The sequence below is a fragment of the Cryobacterium psychrophilum genome (assembly GCF_004365915.1).
Lineage (GTDB): Bacteria > Actinomycetota > Actinomycetes > Actinomycetales > Microbacteriaceae > Cryobacterium > Cryobacterium psychrophilum.
Window position 1 is genome coordinate 1511789 of sequence record NZ_SODI01000001.1, and the last position, 19418, is coordinate 1531206.

The following is a 19418-nucleotide window of genomic DNA, read 5'->3' on the forward strand; positions in this document are numbered from 1 at the left end:
ATGCGCGTACTCCTGAAGAAGGTTCTCGATTGTGATCCGGATGCCGCCTGGCGCGCCATCCGCAGCCCCGCGGTTTTTCGAGAGGTCAGCTCGCCACTGCTCGCGGTGGACTCGCTCGAACCGGGCGGTTTCCCCACCGTGTGGCAGCCGGGCGATCACCCGGCCACGTTTCGCGCGCTCGGACTCGTTCCGATGGGCACGCAGGTGATTCGCCTCGCCGAGCAGACCGAACGGCCCGATGGGGTGCGCATCCTGCGCGACACCGGCTACGGCGTGTCAGGCGCCCTCGCGGCTGTCACGCTGTGGGACCACCGCATGGCGATCGCGCCCGACCCGGCTGGCACCGGAAAGACGCTCTACCGCGACCAGCTGATCTTCAAGGCCGGGCTTGGCACGATCGCGCTGTGGCCGAGCTTCTGGGCGTTCTGGCAGGTGCGGATGCTGCGCCTCGAGCACCTGGCACCCACCTGGCGCCACGACGTGGGAGTCGACGCGCCCGTACCCGTGGAGAACGACGGAGAGTACGGGCAGGCCTGAGACCTGCGCCCGCTGGTTCGGTTCACCGGCGTGCGACCGGGACAATCTCCGTCAGGGGCCCACCGGGCAAACCCATCGCGGCGGCGACGGCGCCGGCGGTAACCTGTTGGCATGAGTTCTTCTCTGGGGGCATTGCAGATCGCAGACTGGCGTCGTCGCGTTTTCGGACTGTACGCGGGGGTGCGCCAACTGAGCGTGCAGAGCCCGGAGGCCGGGCATGAGCTGTGGCGATCGGGTCGGGACGAACTCTTCGCGGGGCATCCGTCATCACCGTTGCTGCCCGACGATCGAGCCGCGTTCACGGGTCTGCCCATCGCCGGCTACGACCCGGACTGGCGCTTCGAAGTGGAGGTGCACCGGGCCGATCGCCCGCTGCGCATCACCGTGGACACGGGAACAGACGGCGCCGTGCCCTTCGACCTGGTGGGAACCGTGCGATTGCCCTACCTCGGGTCGCTCGACGTGTGGCGCCTCGGCAATTACGGCGGCGGCCTGTTCCTCCCGGTCAAAGACGCGCTCGCCGGCAAGCCCGGCGGCACGTACGGCGGAGGTCGCTACCTGCTCGACACGGTCAAAGGCGCCGATCTGGGCCCCGGAGCCAACGATGACACGCTCATTCTTGACTTCAATTTTGCGTACAACCCCTCCTGCGCCTACGACCCGATGTGGGCCTGCCCGCTCGCGCAACCGGGCAACACGATCGACGTTGCCGTGCCGGTTGGTGAGCTCTACAACGGTGAGGTCTACGCCGCTCACGCATCAGATACGCACAGATCCTGACCGGCGTCCTCACGAGCGGGCGATGAGATAGTGTCGATGTGACGCTAGTCAAAGCTGTGCCCTGAAAAAAAGACGGAGGTGACATGACGGTGAATCGCGGAACGCGACCGGATTCAATCGCTTTCGTATCCCCTCTTGTCACGTTGATCGCCCTGGTGGCCTTGCTTTTCGGCGTTTTCGCCATCCACTCGGAGGCGACCGGACAGGATATGCACATGGCGGGGTCGTCGCCGTCTGTTGCGGCGAGCGCCGCGGTCGACGCCTCAGCAGCGGCTGCCGTGAGTTTGGTCGCACCCGTCGTCGCGGCACTCTCTACCGGTTCGCACGGGGGAATGCTCGATTGCGCTCTGCTTGCCATGGCATGTGTTCTGCTGCTCGTGCTCATCGCCCTCGTGGTCCTGACCCGGTTGCCGGCCACCTACCGGCTACTCCTTGAGTCCGGTGGCAGGCCCGCCAGCATCGTCACGGTTCCCGTGCCCCGGCCCAGTCTCACCGCTCTCTCCATCCGTCGCGTTTAGACCGCACTGTATCTCTGCGGCCATTTTTGGCTGCGTGCTCTGCCGTACTCACGGCCACTCGGTCTCAATCTTGACGATGAATGGATGCAAATGCTCAAATCACGTACGTATTTCGCTGGAGCCATAGCCCTGGCCGCAGCTCTCGCCCTCAGCTCGTGCGCTGGCGGCAGCGCCGCCACGGACTCCACGACCTCCTCAGCTGAGGCCTCTTCGGCGACCTTCAATGACGCCGATGTGACGTTTGCGCAGATGATGATCCCGCACCACGAACAGGCTGTCGAGATGAGCGACGACCTGCTGGCCAAGGACGGCATCGACCAGGCGATCGTCGACCTCGCCACCGAGATCAAGGCCGCACAGGAACCGGAAATCACCCAGTTGAACGACTGGTTGACCGAGTGGGAATCAGAAGACAACAGCATGTCGGGAATGACCGACATGGACGACGGCGCTGAGGGCATGATGTCCGACGACGACATGATGGCTCTTCAGAACGCCACCGAAACCGACGCGGGCCGCCTGTTCCTCGAGCAGATGACGGTGCACCATGAGGGCGCTGTCGAGATGGCGCAGCTCGAAATCGACAACGGCGAGAATGCCGATGCCCGGGCCCTGGCCGAAAACATCCTCACGACACAGACGGCAGAAATCGCCGTCATGGCAGAGCTTCTCGCAACCCTGTAGCGGGTCGCTCAGGCGGGGCAACGTCGCCGGTCATCGACCGGTGAAGCCCCGCGTGCGTGCCTGTTCTTATCCAAATCTCCCAAGGACTTTTTTGATGCACTTTTCACCATTTGCTCGTTTCCCTCGTGTTGCCCCGGTGCGCGCGCGTGGATAGTACCGGCCACATTGCAACCGCACCGGCAGTCCCCGGTTTGCTGCCGACGATGTCTCGGCGAGATATTCGTGCCCTCGAGAACCGTATGCGCGAGAGCCGATTCGCGCCACCCCTGCCGAAGCCGGCACGAACCGCGCCGAAACGAGCATCGATTGGCCGGCAGACGGCCACCGGTGTTGCCATGGCGATGATCGCGCTCTTCACCGTGAGCGCGTCCCTCCCCGCTCTGGCTGTCTCCCCGCAAGCACCACAGGCATCGGCGCCCTCGTCGGCTGACTCTGCCGGCGAGCAAATCCTCCGCTTTTCCAGCACGGCGTCGGCGCCGATCCAACGTGACGGATTCACCGTCACCGATGTTCCCAAACCTGCGTCATACACCGAGCTCGCCGCAAACGGCAGGTGGGCCAGCCTCGATGAGAGCCAGCTCTCCGACCTGGGATGGGCGCTGCCCGTACTGGGCCGCGTTACCAGCCGCTTCGGCCCGCGCCCGAACAGACCGGTCGCCGGGGTCGGCGGTTACCACAAGGGAACCGACATCGCCGCTCCGTGCGGCCAGCCGGTGTTCGCGGCGACCGGAGGAACCGTTGTCCAGTCCGGCTACCAGGGCTCCTATGGCAAGTGGTTACTCATCGACCACGGAGATGGCATTAAGAGCGGATACGCCCACAACAGCACCCTCCTCGTCAACGCCGGGCAGACCGTCACCGCCGGCGAGGTCATCGCCCTGGTGGGGACCACCGGTTCGTCCAGCGGATGCCACGTACATTTTGAGACCCGTGTGGATGGAACGCACCTAAACCCGCAAACGTTCATGAGTTCCCGAGGAGTATCTCTTGACTGAGCCCGCAGCAGTTGCACGCGTCATTCGTACAGGCATCGCGACGATGGCAATATTTGCCATGCTCGCTGTCGCAGCGCCGGCCAGAGCGGAGGAATACCCCACTTGGGCGGAGGTCGAGAGTTCTCGGTCATCCGAAGCCGCCAAACAGACGCAGATCAAGGCAATAACCTCACTGATCAACGGCCTGACGGCTGAAGTGGATGCTGCGCGTGCTGAGGCAGACGCGCGAGCGACCGAGTACGAGGCGGCGCAGAGCACCTTCGATGCGGCAAGCCTCAAAGCGGCGACCCTTCAAAATAAAGCAGATGAGGCGACGGCGCTGGCTGATGTCTCTGCCGAGCAAGCCGGCCGTTTTGCGGCCCTCCTCGCCCGGTCCGGACCCGGCGACATGTCGATGACCCTGTTCCTGGAACCAGATGAGGCGGGTGACCTGCTGAATCAGTTGGGTTCCATGAGCAAGATGACCGAGCGAATGAGCCTGGTCTATGAGACGGCAACAGCGAACCGAAATTCCGCGACGGCCGCGACCGATCAGGCCAAAGTAGCCCAGGAAGCGCGGGGAGAATTGGCAGCTGCCGCCGAGACAGCGTTAGCTGGGGCGGTGGCCGCGAGCGACCGCGTAGAAACGGCACTCGCCGACCAACAGCAGGTGGCCGGAACACTGCAGGCGCAACTCACCGTGCTCACCGAAGATCGTGCCGCGACGGAGGCCGACTACGCCACGGGTGAAGAGGTGCGCCGTGCTGCGGAAGCCGCTGCCGCCGCTGCGCGCGCAGCCCAGGCCGCCGCCGCCGCGCGGGCAGCCCAGGCCCAAGCCCAGGCCCAAGCCCAAGCCGCCGCCGCGGCCGCGGCCGCGGCCGCAGCGTCAGCGTCCGCATCCGCCCGCCCGGCGCCACCCACCGGCAGCAGCGCTCCCGGCAACCAGGGCTGGGTGTTGCCGGTGTACGGCTGGATCAGCTCCGCCTACGGCCCGCGCCTCAGCAGGCCGGTTGCCGGCGTCGGGGCGTTTCACCACGGCACAGACATTGCCGCCGGGTGTGGACAGGGAGTGTACGCAGCATCCGCTGGGACGGTTGTCTATGCCGGCTGGCTGGGCTCCTACGGCAAGTGGGTTCTGATTGACCATGGTGACGGCACGCAGACTGGGTACGCCCACAACAGCTCCGTGCTCGTCAACCGCGGGCAGCAGGTTTCGGCGGGGGCGACAGTCGCGCTCGTGGGGACGACCGGTGCGTCCTCGGGCTGTCACGTGCACTATGAAACACGCGTCAACGGTGCGCGTGTGAACCCACAACCCTTCATGAGTTCACGAGGAGTCACCCTTGGCTAGATTCAGCTTGTCCCACTGCCAGGCCCGGATGCTGTCAGTGGCGCTTGTGAGTACCCTTGCCCTCGCTGGCTGCGCCACCCCAGATGCCGGGAAGGGCGCCGCTTCCGAAGAGAACGCAACGGTCAACCGCGCGTTCGAGCATGTCCACGGCCTCGGCGCCGACCCCTTGACGGGAAACACGTATGCGGCGACCCACCAAGGAGTGTGGCTCATCCCGACCGGGCGTCTCCCGGACACGTATCTCGAAGGAACGCCGCGCAGCACCACGGTCGAGCCCAGCCAGATCGCCGGCGGAGCGCAGGACACCATGGCATTCACCGTTGCCGCTCCCGGCCACCTTCTGGCGTCCGGCCACCCCGCACCGACGGAGCAGACCGACCTGAACCTGCCAAACCTTGGACTTATCTCCAGTACCGACGGTGCCAATTCCTGGACCGCCCTCTCCCTGGAGGGCGAAACGGATTTCCATGATCTCGCCGCGGTGCCCCTGGACGAGACCTTGCGCGTCTATGGGTACGACGCCGGTGCGGGGACCATCCTGGTGAGTGATGATTCCGGCGCCACGTGGTCCACCGGAGGGGCACTGCCCCTGCGCGACCTGACGGTAGATCCGTCACGACCTGATCGGGTCTTCGCGACGACAGCCGAGGGTCTCGCGATGAGCGACGACGCCGGTCGCACGTTTGACCTCGTGGATGGCGCTCCCGTGCTTCTGCTGGTCGAGGCCGCCGATGCCTCCGCCGGCGGGGGGTTGGTAGGAATTGACCCGCAGGGCACACTGTGGCGGCAGGAGGGCGCTGCCGGAACGTGGACAGAGGCAGGCGCAATCGACGGCCCTCCCGACGCCTTCACTTTTGTCGGCGGCTCCTCGCCCTGGATCCTCGTCGCGGTCGCCGGTGGCGTTGCTGCGAGCGATGACTATGGCCTCACCTGGACGGAACTGCTTTCATGATGGTCACGTCACTCACTTCATACCCCCACGGGTATAATGGGACCAGGCTGCGCAAGCCGAACGAATGAATGAATCCCAGGACGGACGGAGAATCTGATGATGTGGGGAACAGCAAATATGGGGTGGACCTGGGGATTCGGGCTGTTGGCGGTCGCGGGCGTTGCCCTGATCATCTATGTGGTCGTTCGTGCGCTCTCGAACAACACCACGGGGAAGGCCGGCCCGCCCTCGACACCGAGTCCGCCCGCGCCTACTCGCGCCCGGCTGATTCTGGATGAACGCTTCGCTCGTGGGGAACTCACCCAAGAGCAGTATAAGGATCAGCTGCGCACACTGGACGAGGGTTAGCCGTGCGCCCGATGACTCGGCGCAACGCCCTCATCCTCGGCGGGGTGGGGATCGCCGGCGTGGCTGTCGGAGGAACGGGACTGCTGATGAATCAAGGAGCGCCGTCTCTCTCGCCGTCGGACATCGACGCCGGCGGCGAGTTCATCGAACCCACTGAGCTGCGAAGCGCAGGCGGCGCTCTCGCCGTGACTCTCGAGTCTGCTCCCGGGCAGGTGACCATAGCGGGGCGAACCGTACGGGCACTGGGCTATAACGGCGGCACGCCAGGACCCACACTGCGCGTTCGAGCGGGCGACACCCTCAGCGTGAGCCTGCGCAACGGCCTGACAGACCCGAGCAATCTGCATGTGCACGGCCTGCACGTCTCCCCCGAAAACAACAGCGACAACATGTTCGTCACCGTCCCGGCCGGAGAGTCCTTCGATTACCAGTACGACCTGCCGGCCAATCACCCGCCGGGCGTGTATTGGTATCACCCGCACCAGCACGGTTTCGTCACCGACCAGGTGTTCGGCGGCCTTTTCGGTGCCATCATCGTCGAAGACCCGGACCCCATCCCCGCGGACCGCGAGCGCCTCCTCGTGGTCTCTGACATCACCATCAGCTCGGCAGGAACAGTTCCCGCCGCAACGTCAATGGAGAAGATGTCCGGCCGCGAGGGAGAACTCGTTCTGGTCAACGGGCAGCTCAACCCGGGTATGACGGCTCGTCCCGGCGAACGGGAACGGTGGCGCATCGTCAATGCCAGCGTGTCCCGCTACCTGCGGTTGCGCCTCGACGGGCAGCGGATGACCCTCCTCGGAATTGACTCCGGACGCTTCGAATCTGCCCGCGACGTCGAGGAGATCGTGCTGGCGCCGGGAAACCGGGCAGACCTGCTCGTGACCGGAGCCTCCGGAACGTCCGTTCTCCGCACCCTCCCCTACGACCGCGGGTCCTCCGGAGGAATGATGGGAGGAGGCTTTTCCCCTGCTACGGATGACGTCGCCCTGGCCACACTCACCGTGGCGGGTGAGACCGCCGACGAACCGGCTGCGATACCCCGCCAACCCACTCCGCGCGACCTACGCAGCACAACCGTGACCGCGCGGCGCGAGCTGGTCTTCGCCATGGGCATGGGCGGTATGGGCGGCGGGATGATGACGCCCACCATCAACGGCCGCGTCTTTGACCCGTCCCGAGACGACGAAACAGTTCAGTTCGGAAGCGTCGAGGAATGGCTTCTCACCAATACCAGCCCCCTGGATCATCCACTGCACCTGCACGTCTGGCCCATGCAAATCGTCGAGCAGGACGGCCAGGCCGTGGAGACCGCGATCTGGCAGGACGTCGTCAACATCCGGGCACGCAGCACGACTCGAGTGCGAATCGCATTTGAAGACTTCAGCGGCCGAACCGTCTATCACTGCCACATTCTCGATCACGAGGATGCCGGAATGATGGGAATCATTCAGGCACGCTGAACCCACCCGATCGCCCCCGGCCGACACGTGCCTCGTAATAAAGTTCTGTCAGGATACCCCCGCAGGGTATATCGTGGGCGTTATGACCTCCAAGCACAACCATCCGGAACCATCGGCTGCTTCGCCTGCAGAAACGGAGGGACTCGAGTCCCCGCCCGATCATGAGGAGATGAAGCAGGCGTCAATGAACCACTCTGGACACGGTGGGCATGGAGACCACGTCGGCCAGTTTCGGCGATTGTTTTGGACCATGTTGTTCATCGCCGTGCCCGTCGTCGGTTTCAGTTCGATGTTCGCCACGCTCGTGGGGTACACGCTGCCGCCCAGTGGATGGATGAACTGGATCTCACCGCTCCTGGGGACCCTGATGTACGTCTGGGGCGGTCGGCCATTCCTCACGGGTGCCCTCTCAGAGCTGAAGAGTCGCAAACCGGGAATGATGCTCCTCATCGCTCTCGCGATCACGGTGGCCTTCCTCGCGTCCTGGGGTGCCAGCCTGGGCATCATCGATCGTGAACTCGATTTCTGGTGGGAGCTGGCCCTCCTGATCGTCATCATGCTCCTTGGCCACTGGGTTGAGATGCGATCCCTGGCGCAGACGTCCACCGCGCTGGAATCTTTGGCCGCCCTTCTGCCTGATGAAGCGGAACGCGTCGAAGGCGACCTCGTCGTGCTCGTTTCCCCGACAGACCTCGTGCTGGGCGATGTCATTGTGGTGCGCCCTGGTGGGCGCGTACCGGCGGACGGCCTCATCACGGAAGGCACCGCAGACGTTGACGAGTCGATGATCACCGGCGAATCGCGCGCCGTCTCCCGCGCACCGGGCGACCACGTCGTCGCCGGCACGGTCGCAACCGATTCAGCGCTTCGCGTGCGCGTCACCGCCGTCGGCGATGACACCGCCCTGGCCGGCATTCAACGCCTGGTAGCCGAGGCCCAGGGGTCGTCATCCAAGGCCCAGCGCATCGCCGACAGGGCAGCCGGCTGGCTGTTCTGGTTTGCGCTCGGAGCCGGAGTCGTGACGGCCATCACCTGGACCCTGCTCGGGCAACCTCAGAATGCGGTCATCCGCACGATCACCGTTCTCGTGATCGCCTGCCCCCACGCCCTGGGCCTCGCGATTCCCCTCGTGGTTTCCATCGCGACGGAACGCGCAGCGAAGGGCGGCGTTTTGATCAAGGATCGCCTTGCCCTTGAAAGTATGCGCACCGTCAATTCCGTTCTCTTCGACAAGACCGGCACCCTCACCAAAGGCGAGCCCACCGTGTCGCACATCACGGTTGTCGACGGGTACACCGAAGATGACCTTCTGGCGTGGGCGGCCTCCACGGAAGCCGACAGCGAGCATCCTCTCGCCCGCGCCATCGTGACCGCCGCACAGGGCAAAAACCTGACGGTCCCCCGAGCTACCGCCTTCCGCACATCCGCTGCAGTCGGCGTCTCGGGCACCCTGGAGGGACATGAGATAAGTGTGGGCGGTCCGAGCATGCTCGAGAGCCACAGTGCCAGCCCACTCGACCTCACCGAGGAGTGGAAGAAGCAGGGCGCCATCATTTTGCACGTGCTTCGGGACGGTGCCGTCATCGGCGCCATCGGCTTGGCCGACGAGATTCGGGAGGAGTCCAGGCAAGCGGTCGACGCACTTCATGCCCTCGGAATCCAGGTTGTCATGATCACTGGCGATGCTGAAGCCGTGGCACAATCAGTGTCCGCCGAACTCGGAATCGACCGCGTTTTCGCAGGGGTTCACCCCGAGGACAAGGCCAAGAAAGTTGCCGAGCTGCAGCATGAAGGCAGAAGAGTCGCCATGGTCGGCGACGGCGTCAATGACGCGCCCGCACTGGCGCAGGCGGATGTTGGCATCGCCATTGGCGCCGGCACGGACGTGGCAATCGCGTCTGCCGGTGTCATCCTCGCCAGCGACGATCCACGCTCGGTCCTGTCGGTCATCGAGCTGTCCCGGGCCACGTACCGAAAGATGAAACAGAACCTGTGGTGGGCCGCCGGCTACAACCTGATATCCGTCCCCCTCGCTGCGGGCGTTCTCGCCCCGATCGGCTTCATACTGCCCATGGAAATCGGAGCGCTCCTCATGTCAGCATCGACCGTGGTGGTCGCCGTCAACGCACAGCTTCTGCGGCGCCTGGACCTCCGTCCGGAGTCCTCGGTGGGCACACGCTAGCGGCGGACTACGCGCCGATTGAACGGGGACTCAGGAGGCGCTGCCTGCCGGCAGATGGGCCCGCGGGGCCCGCGGAGTGATTCGTGAGGTAGGGTGGAGGTACTTGCGAGTGCGTAGTTGCGCTTGCTGCGTCGTAGAACGCCCTCTTCTTTTCGCGGCAGCCCCCAGGGCCGGCCCGATTTCGGAATGAAACATTCTTACGGCGAACGGATGTGCCCTTCGGCACCTTCGCCATGTGAATCCTCCTGGTTCCGGCAGCCGCATGCGCGGCCTCGGTTCGGGCGAGGAGCCTGATGCCCGAAAGGCACCACTTTGACTGAAACAACTTTTAGCGCGCTCGGCGTGCCCGCCGCCCTCGTGAGCGTTCTCTCGTCGCAGGGAATCGACAACGCGTTCCCGATCCAGGTCGACACGCTTCCCGACACCCTCAAGGGCCGCGACGTTCTCGGCCGCGGAAAGACCGGATCGGGCAAGACCCTCGCCTTCGCCCTTCCCATGGTCTCCCGCCTCGGCGGCAAGCTCGCTGGTGGCAAGCGCCGCCCGGGTCGCCCGCTCGGCCTGATCCTCGCACCGACCCGTGAGCTGGCCACCCAGATCACCAACGCGATCACCCCGTTCGCCGAGGCCTACGGCCTCAACACGACCACCATCTTCGGTGGCGTCTCGCAGAACCGTCAGGTCTCCGCCCTCAAGTCCGGCGTCGACATCGTCGTGGCCTGCCCCGGCCGCCTCGAGGACCTCATGAAGCAGGGCTTCGTGAACCTCGACGCCGTGGAGATCACCGTGCTCGACGAGGCCGACCACATGGCCGACCTCGGCTTTCTGCCCGTCGTCACGCGCATCCTCGACAAGACGCCCGGCAACGGCCAGCGCATGCTGTTCTCCGCCACGCTCGACAACGGCGTGGACAAGATCGTTCGCCGCTTCCTGCACGACCCGGTGATGCACTCCGTCGACGAGGCCAACAGCCACGTTTCGGCCATGACCCACCACGTGTTCGAGGTCTCCGGCACCGAGGCGAAGAAGGACCTCGTTCAGAAGCTGGCCTCGGGCAGCGGACGTCGCATTCTCTTCATGCGCACCAAGCACCAGGCCAAGAAGCTCGCCAAGACCCTCATCGACGCGGGCATTCCCGCCGTCGACCTGCACGGCAACCTCTCGCAGGTGGCCCGTGACCGCAACCTCGCCGCGTTCAGCGCCGGCGACGTAAAGGTTCTGGTGGCAACGGATGTCGCGGCTCGCGGCGTGCACGTTGACGACATTGAGCTCGTGATTCACGTTGACCCGCCCGCCGAGCACAAGGCGTACCTGCACCGCTCGGGCCGCACCGCCCGTGCCGGCAGCGCCGGTGACGTGGTCACCGTTGTTCTCCCCGAGCAGAAGCGCGACACCGACTCCCTGCTGCGCAAGGCCGCCATCAAGGTGACCCCGCAGCGCGTTGATGCCTCCTCAGCCGCCGTAGACGCCCTCGTCGGCGACGTTGCCGCCTACGTGAAGCCGCTTCCTCGTGTTGAGCAGCCGCAGCAGCAGCGCCAGTCGCAGGGCGGCCGCTCGCAGGGCGCCAACGCCCAGCGCAAGCGCGTCAACCGTGACGAGCAGGGCAACGGCCGTGGCGGCCGCGACAACGGCGGCCGCGATGCCGGCACCCGTGAGGTTCGTGGCGGACGCTCGAACAGCAGCGACGCGGCTTCGGCCGGTGGCGCTCGTCGCACCAGCCGTCCGGCAGGTGCCGGACGCAGCCAGAACGCCCCCGCAGGCAGCGCGGCGGGTCGCTCCGGCGGACCCCGCGTGGGCAGCCTCCAGGTCGGCGGACTCGTTCGCGGCTCCGGCTCCGGCGGAGCGGGTCGCTCGGATCCGCGCCGTTCGAAGGGCTAAAGTATTCGCTTTCTCTAGCTGCTAAAAACGGGCCGGTCTCTCACGAGGCCGGCCCGTTTTGCATGCCCGTGGACAAAACGGGTGCACAAATGCAGGTACAGTCGCTACATGAACTCCACTGTTGTCGTTCGACCCGTTGAAGAAGCAGATGCCGACAGCCTGGGCCGCGTACACGCGACCTGCTGGCACGAGACCTATGATCACCTGCTGAGCTCGGCTGCCCTGTCCCAGCTGCGGCCAGAGCGCTTCGCCGCCCTCTGGCGCCGGTTCACCGCTCAAGGACCGGACTACCGTCAAGTTGTCGCTGTCGTGGACGACGACATCGTCGGATTTGCCTGCAGCGGTCCGTCTCGCGACGCGACGTCCCCGGTGGACAACGAGCTCTACAACATGTACTTGTTGCAGGCCTCTCACGGCTCCGGTCTGGGCCAGAAACTCTTCGATGCCGTCGTGGATCCCGGCGAATCGATGCTGTGGGTCGCCGCCGACAATCCTCGCGCCCATTCCTTTTACGCCCGGAACGGCTATCGCCCCGACGGCCTCGAACGCAACGAAGAGGTACTCGGCGAGCATCTGCACGAGGTTCGACTGGTGCGCTAGCCCGATCGGTGGCGGGGGCGAACTAGGCTGAACGGATGTCTACCGCACCCACCATTCCGGTCATCCTCGACGTCGACACCGGCGTCGACGATGCCCTCGCCATCCTGTTCGCCGTCGCTCACCCGGGCCTCGACGTGCTCGGCATCAGCTGCGTTGCCGGTAACGCTTCCCTCGAGCGCGTTGTGCAGAACACGCTGCGCATTCTTGACGCGGCTGGCGCGCCCGATATTCCCGTGGCGGCCGGGGCCCGTCGCCCGCTGCTCGAACCGGCGCGTTCCGCCGCGCATGTGCACGGCGAGGGCGGACTCGGCACGCTGCGGCTACCGCCGAGCGACCGCGCTGCGGTGCCCGGCAGCTCGATTGAGCTCATGCGCTCCCTCATCGAGGCGAGCCCGCGGCCGATCACCCTCGTGGCGCTCGCCCCGCAGACCAACCTCGCCCTGATGCTGCGCCAGTACCCCGACCTCGCCAACAACATTGAGCGCATCGTGTTCATGGGCGGCTCGGCGAGCGTGGGCAACGCCACCGCGGTGGCCGAATTCAACGTCTGGCACGACCCGGAGGCGGCCGCGATCGTGCTCGATTCCGGCATCCCCACGTTCATGTACGGGCTCGACGTGTTCAACCGGGTGGGAGTTGCCGAGCCGACGGCATCCGCTCTGCTGAACGGCGAATCGCCGCTCGGCCGAATCGTGGGCGCGCTGCTGACCAACCGCATCATGCTCGGCGCCGACCGGGCGAGCGAGTACTCGGGGCTGATCGGTGACGCCGGCGCCGTGTGCGCCCTCGTGGACCCGGGTGCGCTGCGCACCGAGCTGCGACCGGTGAGCGTGCAGCTCGCCGGGTATGGTCGGGGCCAGACTCTGGTGGACCTGCGGCTGCACCCGGGCGAGGACATCGTGCACGGACTGCACGAGGAGTGGGCGGCCGTGGAGGTTGCCCTCGATGTGGATGCCGCCCGCTATGAGCGCCTGTTCCTCGACACCCTCGGCCTGAGCTAGCGCAGCACCCCGAGGACTTACGGCCCTGTTCGGCGATCCTGAGGAGCGATAGCCTTGTAAAAAATGGAGGTGTGACCATGTACGGATGGGGTGGCGACAGTTGGGGAATGGGCGGCTGGATCGTAATGGCCGTGTTGATGGTCTTGTTCTGGGGAGGGGTGATCACCCTCGTCATCGTGGTTCTGCTGAGGCGCCCGCGCTCCGACCAGGGAACGACCGCTCTGCGCCCTTCGCACCATGATGCGGAGCGCATTCTGAACGAGCGTTTCGCCCGCGGAGAGATCGACGAAACCGAATACCTCGCCCGCCGCACCGCGCTGCGGCGACCGGAGTGACATTTGTCCGACGTGGTATCTGCAGAGAGCGGACGTGATCTGCGACGCCAGCCGCTTTAAGAACGGATGCGCCGGAGCCAGTCGGCCCGGCGCATCCGTTTCTTAGGTGCTGGGCTAGCGCAGCAGACCCACGGAGGCCATGGCGGATCGCAGCAGCGCACCGCGCCCGCCCTCCATCTCGGCGGAGACGGCCGGGGACGCGGCTTCATCGGGGCTCATCCAGGTGATCTCAAGCGCGTCCTGGCGGGGGTCGCACGTGCCGGTGACCGGAACGACGTAGGCCAGCGACACGGCGTGCTGGCGATCGTCGGTGAACGCGGAGATGCCGGGCAGCGGGAAGTACTCGGCGATGGTGAACGGCACCGGGCTCGCGGGCAATTGCGGGAAGGCCATCGGGCCGAGGTCTTTCTCGAGGTGGCGAAACAGCGCATCGCGCAGCGTCTCGCCGTACAACACCCGCCCGGACACGAGGGTGCGCGTCATCTCGCCGGTGGGCCGGGCGCGCAGCAGCACGCCCACCTCCACGACCTGGCCGAGGCCGTCAACCCGCACGGGCACGGCCTCGATATAGAGAATGGGCAGGCGACGCCGAATCTCGGCGAGCTCCACGTCTTTCAGCCATGCGGGGTTGTTGCTCGGAACACTGGAGTCACCCTTGGGTAGCCAGTCCGGGTCGGGGTCAGGTGTGCGCACGCTCATGAGTTCATTCTCGCGCACCGCGGACCCGATTGCGCACGGCGGCCCCTCCTCGCGGGCGGGCGGCGAGCCACCCTGCGTCCAGTGGCGCCCAACGCACCCTCCCGGCCACCCGGAAGGCGCGAACTCCGCCGGCGTCGTGGGCGTCACGCGTGCGGTCAGCGACGGATGCTGCGCATCGCGCGGGTGAGCGCCACCGGTTCGCCGTTTGGCGCGACCCCCGCGGCGAAGGCGGCGTACTCGCGCGTTCCCACCGCATACAGGGCCACATGCCCCGTGGTGTCGGCGTGGATCCCCCACCCGTAGCGTTTGCCGAGGTCGCTCGACCGGAGGCAGGCGCGACCCACGCTGAAGTATTCCTCCCGGGCGTGGGGGCGATCGGCCGCCGCAATCTTGGCCCGGTCGGCGTGCACCGAGAAGATCACGTCGGCTGAGGTGTATTTGTAGGGCGATTGGGTGATCATGTGCCACATGCGCGAGACCACGGTGCCCGATTTTGCTCCGCCGTGCGGAACCATCCCGCCCGTCGCGGTGGAATCGGGTGCAACGGCAATGAAAGTATTGAAGTAGTCAACGCCGCTCATGCGTTGATAGTAAATCGGAGGGCACCAATGGACAACCACAATGTCGCGCCAATCGACACCAACGCCGTACTCTGGTCCGCCGCCGGCGCCGAACGCGTCGGCCGACCGCTGCTGCTGATCCTGCACGGCTACGGCTCGCACGAGGGCGACCTCTTCTCGCTCGCCCCGCACCTACCGCTCGAGCCCGTGATCGCGGCGCTGCGCGCACCGTTGCCCGTCGGCGACGGCTGGTCCTGGTTTCCGATCACCGACCCGAGCAGACCCGCCACTGTCGTGGAATCCGCCGTTGACGCTGCCACCACCGCTGTGCTCGACTGGCTCGACAATTTGGCCGAGCCGCCGGCATCCGTGGGGCTGCTCGGCTTTTCGCAGGGCGGGGCCATGGCGTTGCAACTGCTGCGCCGCGCCCCCGACCGCTTCACCTTCGCCGTGCAGCTCTCCGGCTTCGTGTCGACCGGAGATAGCACGGGCGATGAGCGGCTCGCCGAGCGTCGCCCTCCGGTGTTCTGGGGGCGAGGAACGGCCGACCCGGTCATTCCCACGGCCGCCGTGGACCGCACGCAGGCCTGGCTACCCGGTCACAGCACGCTCACGGAACGTATTTACGAGGGAATGGGGCACTCCGTGTCGCAGGCCGAGCTCGGCGACGTCGTGTCGTTCCTGCGCGAGCAGTACTGAGCCGACGGGATGCCGCGCCCGGTTTCGGCGGGCGCTACGCCGGTTACCGTAGCGGCCACCAATTCCAGGGGCGGCCACAGCGGGCACCGGGCAGGTGAGCGGATGCCGCGGCATCCGCTCACGGGGAGTTAGTTCTTGCGGGTTTCCTTCGCGAGCTCCTGCGCGGCCTTGCGCTCGATGTGCGCCTTCTTCGCGGCACGCTCGGCGTCGCGGTCTTTCGCAGCGATCTGGTCGGCACGAACGCCGGCCTGGGTGGAACGCTCCAGTACAAGCCATGCCGGCGGCTGCTGCAGCAGGGCGCTGATCTCGGCGGTGGTGAGGGGTTCGGTCGCGCCGCTGCGGGCGAGTCCGGAGATCGACACGCCGAGCTTGGCGGCGACGACCTGCTTGGGGTGCGGTCCGTTGGCGCGCAGTTCAACGAGCCATTCGGGCGGGTTTTCCATCAGTGCAGCGAGTTCGGTGCGGGTCACGAGCGCGGTCTGGAATTCAGCGGGTGCCGCGTCGAGCAGAATCCCGAGTTTCTGGGCCGCCGTGGCAGGCTTCATGGTCTGGGGCTTCTTTACGGACGTCATCCCCTAAGCGTATAGCCTGAGACCACCCCCTTTGGGGCATTTTAGTGTTGCAGAAGAGGATGCCGTGAGCTTTTCCATTGCCTTCGTCGCCGGAGTGACTCCCACCAAGTGGACTCGCATCTGGGCCGAGCGCCGACCCGAGGTTCCGCTCGAGGTTTTTCGTACCGAAACCAACGAGCAGGTAAGCGTTCTCCTCGACGGCCGCGCCGAGGTCAGCCTCGTGCGCCTGCCCATCGACGAGAATCAGTTGAGCGTCATCGGTCTCTACAGCGAGGTGCCCGTTGTGGTTGCCGCCAAGGGCCACGAGATCGCGGATGCCGACCTCGTCGCCCTCGCGGATCTCGCCGACGAGCACCTGCTGCAAGACCCCGACGAGGTGCCCGCGTGGCGTGACATGGCGACCGAGGTGCGGGACGGCATCCGTCGTGCGCTGCCGGTCATGAAGGACATGGATGAGGTGATGGAGCAGGTCGCGGCCGGCGTGGGCATCATCATCGTGCCGCATTCCATTGCGCGCCTGCACGGTCGCAAAGACGTGATTTCTCGGCCGGTCGACGGTGTGCCGGAGACGCAGATCGCGCTCGCGTGGATCACCGCCGACACGAGCGACGACATTGAAGAGTTCATCGGCATCGTGCGTGGACGCTCGAGCGCGAGTTCCCGCGCCACCGTGCCCGAGGAGGCGCAGGAGCCGGGCGCGCGCCCTCCGCGCAAGCCCAAGAAGACCGACAAGGCCAAGGCCGCCGCCAAAGCCCTGCGCGTGGCCGCCGCCCAGGCCAAGCCCGCCGCGAAGAAGAAGTCGGAATCCGCTCCCGGTCGCACCCGCCCCACCCGCAACCCCCGTAAACGCCGCAGCTGACCCGCGCCCCAAGCCGTTCGCCGTGGCGGCACTCATTAAGACCGCTGGCACTCGCAGCAACCAGTGCCGCGGGTCTTAACACGTGCCACGACACAGGACGCAGGCCGCGGCACGTGCCGCGGCCGCTACGTGGTGTGCAGCACCGAGAGGATGTTGCCGGCCGGGTCGGTGAACCAGGCGATCTCCGGGTCTCCCCCACGTTGAATCCCCTTCACGTCTTGCTCGAAGACCCCGTCGTAGCGCAAGAATTCGACGCCGCGCTCGGTGAGTTCGTCGACGGCCACGTCGATGTTGGCGACGACAAGGTTGAGAATGGTGAAGTTGGCGGGCTCGTGGTCGGGCTTGGGGTAGATGATCATCTCGGCGCCGCCGGGAAGCTGCAGGCGCAGCATGCCCATCTGGCCCTGGCGCACCTCGAGGCCCAACGTTTCGCCGTAGAACGCGACCGCGGCCTCAATATCATTCACGGCGAATCCGCCGAACGCGTGCTGGATACCGAGTGAAACTGTCATGTCAGGCTCCTTTGCTTCGAGGTGGGAACGATAAAACCTAGCGCGAACTGATCGACGCGAACTTGCGGATGCACAGGGGCACGAACACGAGCAGCATCACCGCGATGCCGATCAGCGACGTGAGAATGGGGTTCTGCATCGTCCAGATGTCGGGCACCGGGGCCGTGCCGAGGTTGCCGAACAGTTGCCGCACCGCCTGCACGAGCGAGGACACCGGGTTCCACTCCGCGAAGATGCGCAGGGGTGTGGGCAGGGTCTCGCTCGGTACGAACGCGTTCGAGATGAACGTGAGCGGAAAGAGAATGAGGAACGAAGCGTTGTTGATCACCTCGGGGCTTTTCACGCTCATTCCGAGCAGCGCCATCACCCAGCTGAACGCGTAGGCGAAGAGCAGCAGCAGGCCGACCCCGGCCAGGAACTGCTCGGGGGTGGAGTCCACCCGCCAGCCCACCGCAAGCCCGGTGAGCATCATGATCACCATCGAGATGCTGTTCAGCACGAGGTCACCGTTGGTGCGGCCAATGAGCACCGCCGACGACGTCATCGGCAGGCTGCGGAACCGGTCGATGATGCCTTCTTTGAGGTCGAGCGCCATAGCGGAACCCGAGTACGTGGCACCGAAAACAACGGTCTGCGCGAAGATCCCGGCCATCAGAAACTGGGTGTAGTCGGTGCCCTGCACCGCAATCGCGCCCCCGTACACCTGGCTGAACAAGAGCACGAACATGATCGGCTGGATCACCGCGAAAACAAGCACGTCGGGCGACCGCTTCACCTTGATCAGGTTGCGCTTCGTCACCGTCCACCCGTCGGAATACCACTCCGAGAGCGGGTTCCAGGCGGGCTCCGTCTGCGCCGGCGTCTCGATCACGGCGCTCATGCGGCCTTCCCCGCTTTCGTCTTGGCGGACTTCTCGGCATCCGGGTCGTCGTCCTGGCTGAGGTCGGCCTTGTGCCCGGTGAGCTTCAAGAACACATCGTCGAGGGTGGGCCGGCGCATGCCAGCGTCGTGCAGTTCGATCCCGGCCGCACCGAGCTCGGCGAGCACGTGCTGCAGCGCCTGCGGGCCGTCGTTCACCGCCACCTCCACGCCGCGCCCGTCGGTCGACACCGTCGCCTCCCCCACACCGTGACGCATCAGGATGCCGCGGGCCGCGCCGCTATCACCGGCGTCGACGAGTGCCACCTCGAGTCGGTGCCCACCGATCTGTGCCTTGAGCTGGTCGGATGTTCCCTCGGCGATGACCCTGCCGTCGTCGATCACCACGATGTCGTCCGCGAGCTGGTCGGCTTCCTCGAGGTATTGGGTGGTGAGCAGCACGGTCGTGCCGTCGGCAACGAGTTTTTTGATGATGCCCCACAGCGCAATGCGACTGCGCGGGTCGAGTCCTGTGGTCGGTTCGTCGAGAAAGAGCACCTTGGGCTTGATCACGAGTGCTCCCGCGAGGTCGATGCGCCGCCGCATGCCTCCGGAGAAACCCTTGACCGGGCGGCTTCCCGCCGCGGTGAGCTCGAAGAGGTCGATGAGTTCCTGCGCGCGGTGCCGCGCTGCCGCGCCGCCGAGGTGGTACAGCCGACCGACCATCTCGAGGTTCTCGAAGCCGGTGAGGTTCTCGTCGACGGCCGCGTACTGACCCGAGACACCGATGAGCCGCCGCACGGCCTTGGGGTTCTGCACGACGTCGATTCCGTCGAGGAAGGCGGTGCCGGCATCCGGTCGAATCAGGGTGGTGAGCATCTTCACGACCGTGGTCTTGCCGGCTCCGTTCGGGCCGAGCAGGGCCTTGACCGTACCGCGTGGCACCGAGAGGTCGAGCCCGGCGAGCGCATGCACCGGGCCGCTCTTGGACTTGTACGTCTTGGTTAGGCCAGTGGCCTCGATGATCACGGCGCGGTCCTTTTCCTGATGCGTCACGGG

General features: G+C 66.0%; 22 protein-coding genes. 16 read left to right on the forward strand and 6 right to left on the reverse strand.

Annotation, left to right across the window (positions count from 1 at the left end; translation table 11 throughout):
• The 14 genes from EDD25_RS07030 (at position 1) to EDD25_RS07095 (ending at position 13600) form a co-directional block, all read left to right on the forward strand.
• Entirely contained in the window at positions 1-537 is a 537-nt protein-coding gene (locus EDD25_RS07030; protein WP_134172648.1) for a hypothetical protein, read from the forward strand.
• Between the two features lie 111 nt (positions 538-648).
• A complete protein-coding gene (locus tag EDD25_RS07035; protein ID WP_134172649.1) occupies positions 649-1317 on the forward strand; it encodes a DUF1684 domain-containing protein in 669 nt (222 codons plus the stop codon).
• Positions 1318-1400: 83 nt separating this feature from the next.
• Positions 1401-1835, forward strand: coding sequence for a hypothetical protein (locus tag EDD25_RS07040; protein WP_134172650.1), 435 nt, complete (start codon positions 1401-1403; stop codon positions 1833-1835).
• A gap of 90 nt (positions 1836-1925) precedes the next feature.
• Complete coding sequence (locus tag EDD25_RS07045) at positions 1926-2519, forward strand: DUF305 domain-containing protein (RefSeq protein ID WP_134172651.1); 594 nt, start codon at positions 1926-1928, stop codon at positions 2517-2519.
• A 203-nt stretch (positions 2520-2722) separates the two neighbouring features.
• On the forward strand, positions 2723-3514 hold the full coding sequence (locus EDD25_RS07050; protein WP_134172652.1) for a M23 family metallopeptidase: 792 nt from the start codon (positions 2723-2725) through the stop codon (positions 3512-3514).
• Entirely contained in the window at positions 3507-4844 is a 1338-nt protein-coding gene (locus EDD25_RS07055) for a M23 family metallopeptidase (protein ID WP_134172653.1), read from the forward strand. Before EDD25_RS07050 ends, EDD25_RS07055 begins: the two co-directional genes overlap by 8 nt.
• On the forward strand, positions 4837-5796 hold the full coding sequence (locus tag EDD25_RS07060; protein WP_134172654.1) for a F510_1955 family glycosylhydrolase: 960 nt from the start codon (positions 4837-4839) through the stop codon (positions 5794-5796). The genes EDD25_RS07055 and EDD25_RS07060 overlap by 8 nt, the downstream gene beginning before the upstream one ends.
• A 96-nt stretch (positions 5797-5892) precedes the next feature.
• Positions 5893-6144, forward strand: coding sequence for an SHOCT domain-containing protein (locus tag EDD25_RS07065; RefSeq protein WP_134172655.1), 252 nt, complete (start codon positions 5893-5895; stop codon positions 6142-6144).
• Positions 6145-6146: 2 nt separating this feature from the next.
• A complete protein-coding gene (locus EDD25_RS07070; protein ID WP_134172656.1) occupies positions 6147-7607 on the forward strand; it encodes a multicopper oxidase family protein in 1461 nt (486 codons plus the stop codon).
• 82 nt (positions 7608-7689) lie between these two features.
• A complete protein-coding gene (locus tag EDD25_RS07075; RefSeq protein ID WP_134172657.1) occupies positions 7690-9789 on the forward strand; it encodes a heavy metal translocating P-type ATPase in 2100 nt (699 codons plus the stop codon).
• A gap of 312 nt (positions 9790-10101) precedes the next feature.
• Positions 10102-11664, forward strand: coding sequence for a DEAD/DEAH box helicase (locus EDD25_RS07080; protein ID WP_134172658.1), 1563 nt, complete (start codon positions 10102-10104; stop codon positions 11662-11664).
• 108 nt (positions 11665-11772) lie between these two features.
• Positions 11773-12264: a GNAT family N-acetyltransferase gene (locus tag EDD25_RS07085; protein ID WP_134172659.1), complete on the forward strand. Its 492-nt coding sequence runs from the start codon at positions 11773-11775 to the stop codon at positions 12262-12264.
• Positions 12265-12299: 35 nt separating this feature from the next.
• A complete protein-coding gene (locus tag EDD25_RS07090) occupies positions 12300-13265 on the forward strand; it encodes a nucleoside hydrolase (protein WP_134172660.1) in 966 nt (321 codons plus the stop codon).
• Positions 13266-13342: 77 nt separating this feature from the next.
• On the forward strand, positions 13343-13600 hold the full coding sequence (locus EDD25_RS07095; RefSeq protein WP_134175251.1) for an SHOCT domain-containing protein: 258 nt from the start codon (positions 13343-13345) through the stop codon (positions 13598-13600).
• A gap of 114 nt (positions 13601-13714) precedes the next feature.
• On the opposite strand, the gene EDD25_RS07100 is transcribed toward EDD25_RS07095, so the two are convergent.
• Both EDD25_RS07100 and EDD25_RS07105 read right to left on the reverse strand, forming a co-directional pair.
• A complete protein-coding gene (locus tag EDD25_RS07100) occupies positions 13715-14299 on the reverse strand; it encodes an NUDIX hydrolase family protein (RefSeq protein WP_134172661.1) in 585 nt (194 codons plus the stop codon).
• Positions 14300-14454: 155 nt separating this feature from the next.
• On the reverse strand, positions 14455-14880 hold the full coding sequence (locus EDD25_RS07105; RefSeq protein WP_134172662.1) for a DUF6157 family protein: 426 nt from the start codon (positions 14878-14880) through the stop codon (positions 14455-14457).
• 27 nt (positions 14881-14907) lie between these two features.
• Between EDD25_RS07105 and EDD25_RS07110 the strand changes: the two genes are divergently transcribed.
• The gene (locus EDD25_RS07110) at positions 14908-15558 is read left to right on the forward strand and encodes an alpha/beta hydrolase (protein ID WP_134172663.1); all 651 of its coding nucleotides are present in this window, start codon (positions 14908-14910) and stop codon (positions 15556-15558) included.
• Between the two features lie 128 nt (positions 15559-15686).
• Here the strand turns inward: EDD25_RS07110 and EDD25_RS07115 are convergent, their stop codons facing one another.
• The gene (locus EDD25_RS07115; protein ID WP_134172664.1) at positions 15687-16130 is read right to left on the reverse strand and encodes a DUF5997 family protein; all 444 of its coding nucleotides are present in this window, start codon (positions 16128-16130) and stop codon (positions 15687-15689) included.
• A 64-nt stretch (positions 16131-16194) separates the two neighbouring features.
• Between EDD25_RS07115 and EDD25_RS07120 the strand changes: the two genes are divergently transcribed.
• The gene (locus EDD25_RS07120; RefSeq protein WP_134172665.1) at positions 16195-16989 is read left to right on the forward strand and encodes a LysR family substrate-binding domain-containing protein; all 795 of its coding nucleotides are present in this window, start codon (positions 16195-16197) and stop codon (positions 16987-16989) included.
• Between the two features lie 125 nt (positions 16990-17114).
• Here the strand turns inward: EDD25_RS07120 and EDD25_RS07125 are convergent, their stop codons facing one another.
• The 3 genes from EDD25_RS07125 to EDD25_RS07135 are packed head-to-tail and all read right to left on the reverse strand — an operon-like array spanning position 17115 to position 19415.
• A complete protein-coding gene (locus EDD25_RS07125) occupies positions 17115-17501 on the reverse strand; it encodes a VOC family protein (RefSeq protein WP_134172666.1) in 387 nt (128 codons plus the stop codon).
• Positions 17502-17538: 37 nt separating this feature from the next.
• Positions 17539-18381, reverse strand: coding sequence for an ABC transporter permease (locus tag EDD25_RS07130; RefSeq protein WP_134172667.1), 843 nt, complete (start codon positions 18379-18381; stop codon positions 17539-17541).
• Positions 18378-19415 carry an ATP-binding cassette domain-containing protein gene (locus tag EDD25_RS07135; RefSeq protein WP_241986278.1) on the reverse strand — a complete coding sequence of 346 codons (1038 nt, stop codon included), beginning with the start codon at positions 19413-19415 and terminating at the stop codon, positions 18378-18380. Before EDD25_RS07135 ends, EDD25_RS07130 begins: the two co-directional genes overlap by 4 nt.
• Positions 19416-19418: the final 3 nt, after the last annotated feature.

Coding starts and splice junctions, on each gene's coding strand:
- EDD25_RS07095 (WP_134175251.1), top strand. CDS start 13,343: ATGTACGGATGGGGTGGCGACAGTTGGGGAATGGGCGGCTGGATCGTA.
- EDD25_RS07030 (WP_134172648.1), top strand. CDS start 1: ATGCGCGTACTCCTGAAGAAGGTTCTCGATTGTGATCCGGATGCCGCC.
- EDD25_RS07105 (WP_134172662.1), bottom strand. CDS start 14,880: ATGAGCGGCGTTGACTACTTCAATACTTTCATTGCCGTTGCACCCGAT.
- EDD25_RS07090 (WP_134172660.1), top strand. CDS start 12,300: ATGTCTACCGCACCCACCATTCCGGTCATCCTCGACGTCGACACCGGC.
- EDD25_RS07050 (WP_134172652.1), top strand. CDS start 2,723: ATGTCTCGGCGAGATATTCGTGCCCTCGAGAACCGTATGCGCGAGAGC.
- EDD25_RS07035 (WP_134172649.1), top strand. CDS start 649: ATGAGTTCTTCTCTGGGGGCATTGCAGATCGCAGACTGGCGTCGTCGC.
- EDD25_RS07125 (WP_134172666.1), bottom strand. CDS start 17,501: ATGACAGTTTCACTCGGTATCCAGCACGCGTTCGGCGGATTCGCCGTG.
- EDD25_RS07130 (WP_134172667.1), bottom strand. CDS start 18,381: ATGAGCGCCGTGATCGAGACGCCGGCGCAGACGGAGCCCGCCTGGAAC.
- EDD25_RS07065 (WP_134172655.1), top strand. CDS start 5,893: ATGATGTGGGGAACAGCAAATATGGGGTGGACCTGGGGATTCGGGCTG.
- EDD25_RS07040 (WP_134172650.1), top strand. CDS start 1,401: ATGACGGTGAATCGCGGAACGCGACCGGATTCAATCGCTTTCGTATCC.
- EDD25_RS07110 (WP_134172663.1), top strand. CDS start 14,908: ATGGACAACCACAATGTCGCGCCAATCGACACCAACGCCGTACTCTGG.
- EDD25_RS07115 (WP_134172664.1), bottom strand. CDS start 16,130: ATGACGTCCGTAAAGAAGCCCCAGACCATGAAGCCTGCCACGGCGGCC.
- EDD25_RS07045 (WP_134172651.1), top strand. CDS start 1,926: ATGCTCAAATCACGTACGTATTTCGCTGGAGCCATAGCCCTGGCCGCA.
- EDD25_RS07100 (WP_134172661.1), bottom strand. CDS start 14,299: ATGAGCGTGCGCACACCTGACCCCGACCCGGACTGGCTACCCAAGGGT.
- EDD25_RS07085 (WP_134172659.1), top strand. CDS start 11,773: ATGAACTCCACTGTTGTCGTTCGACCCGTTGAAGAAGCAGATGCCGAC.
- EDD25_RS07075 (WP_134172657.1), top strand. CDS start 7,690: ATGACCTCCAAGCACAACCATCCGGAACCATCGGCTGCTTCGCCTGCA.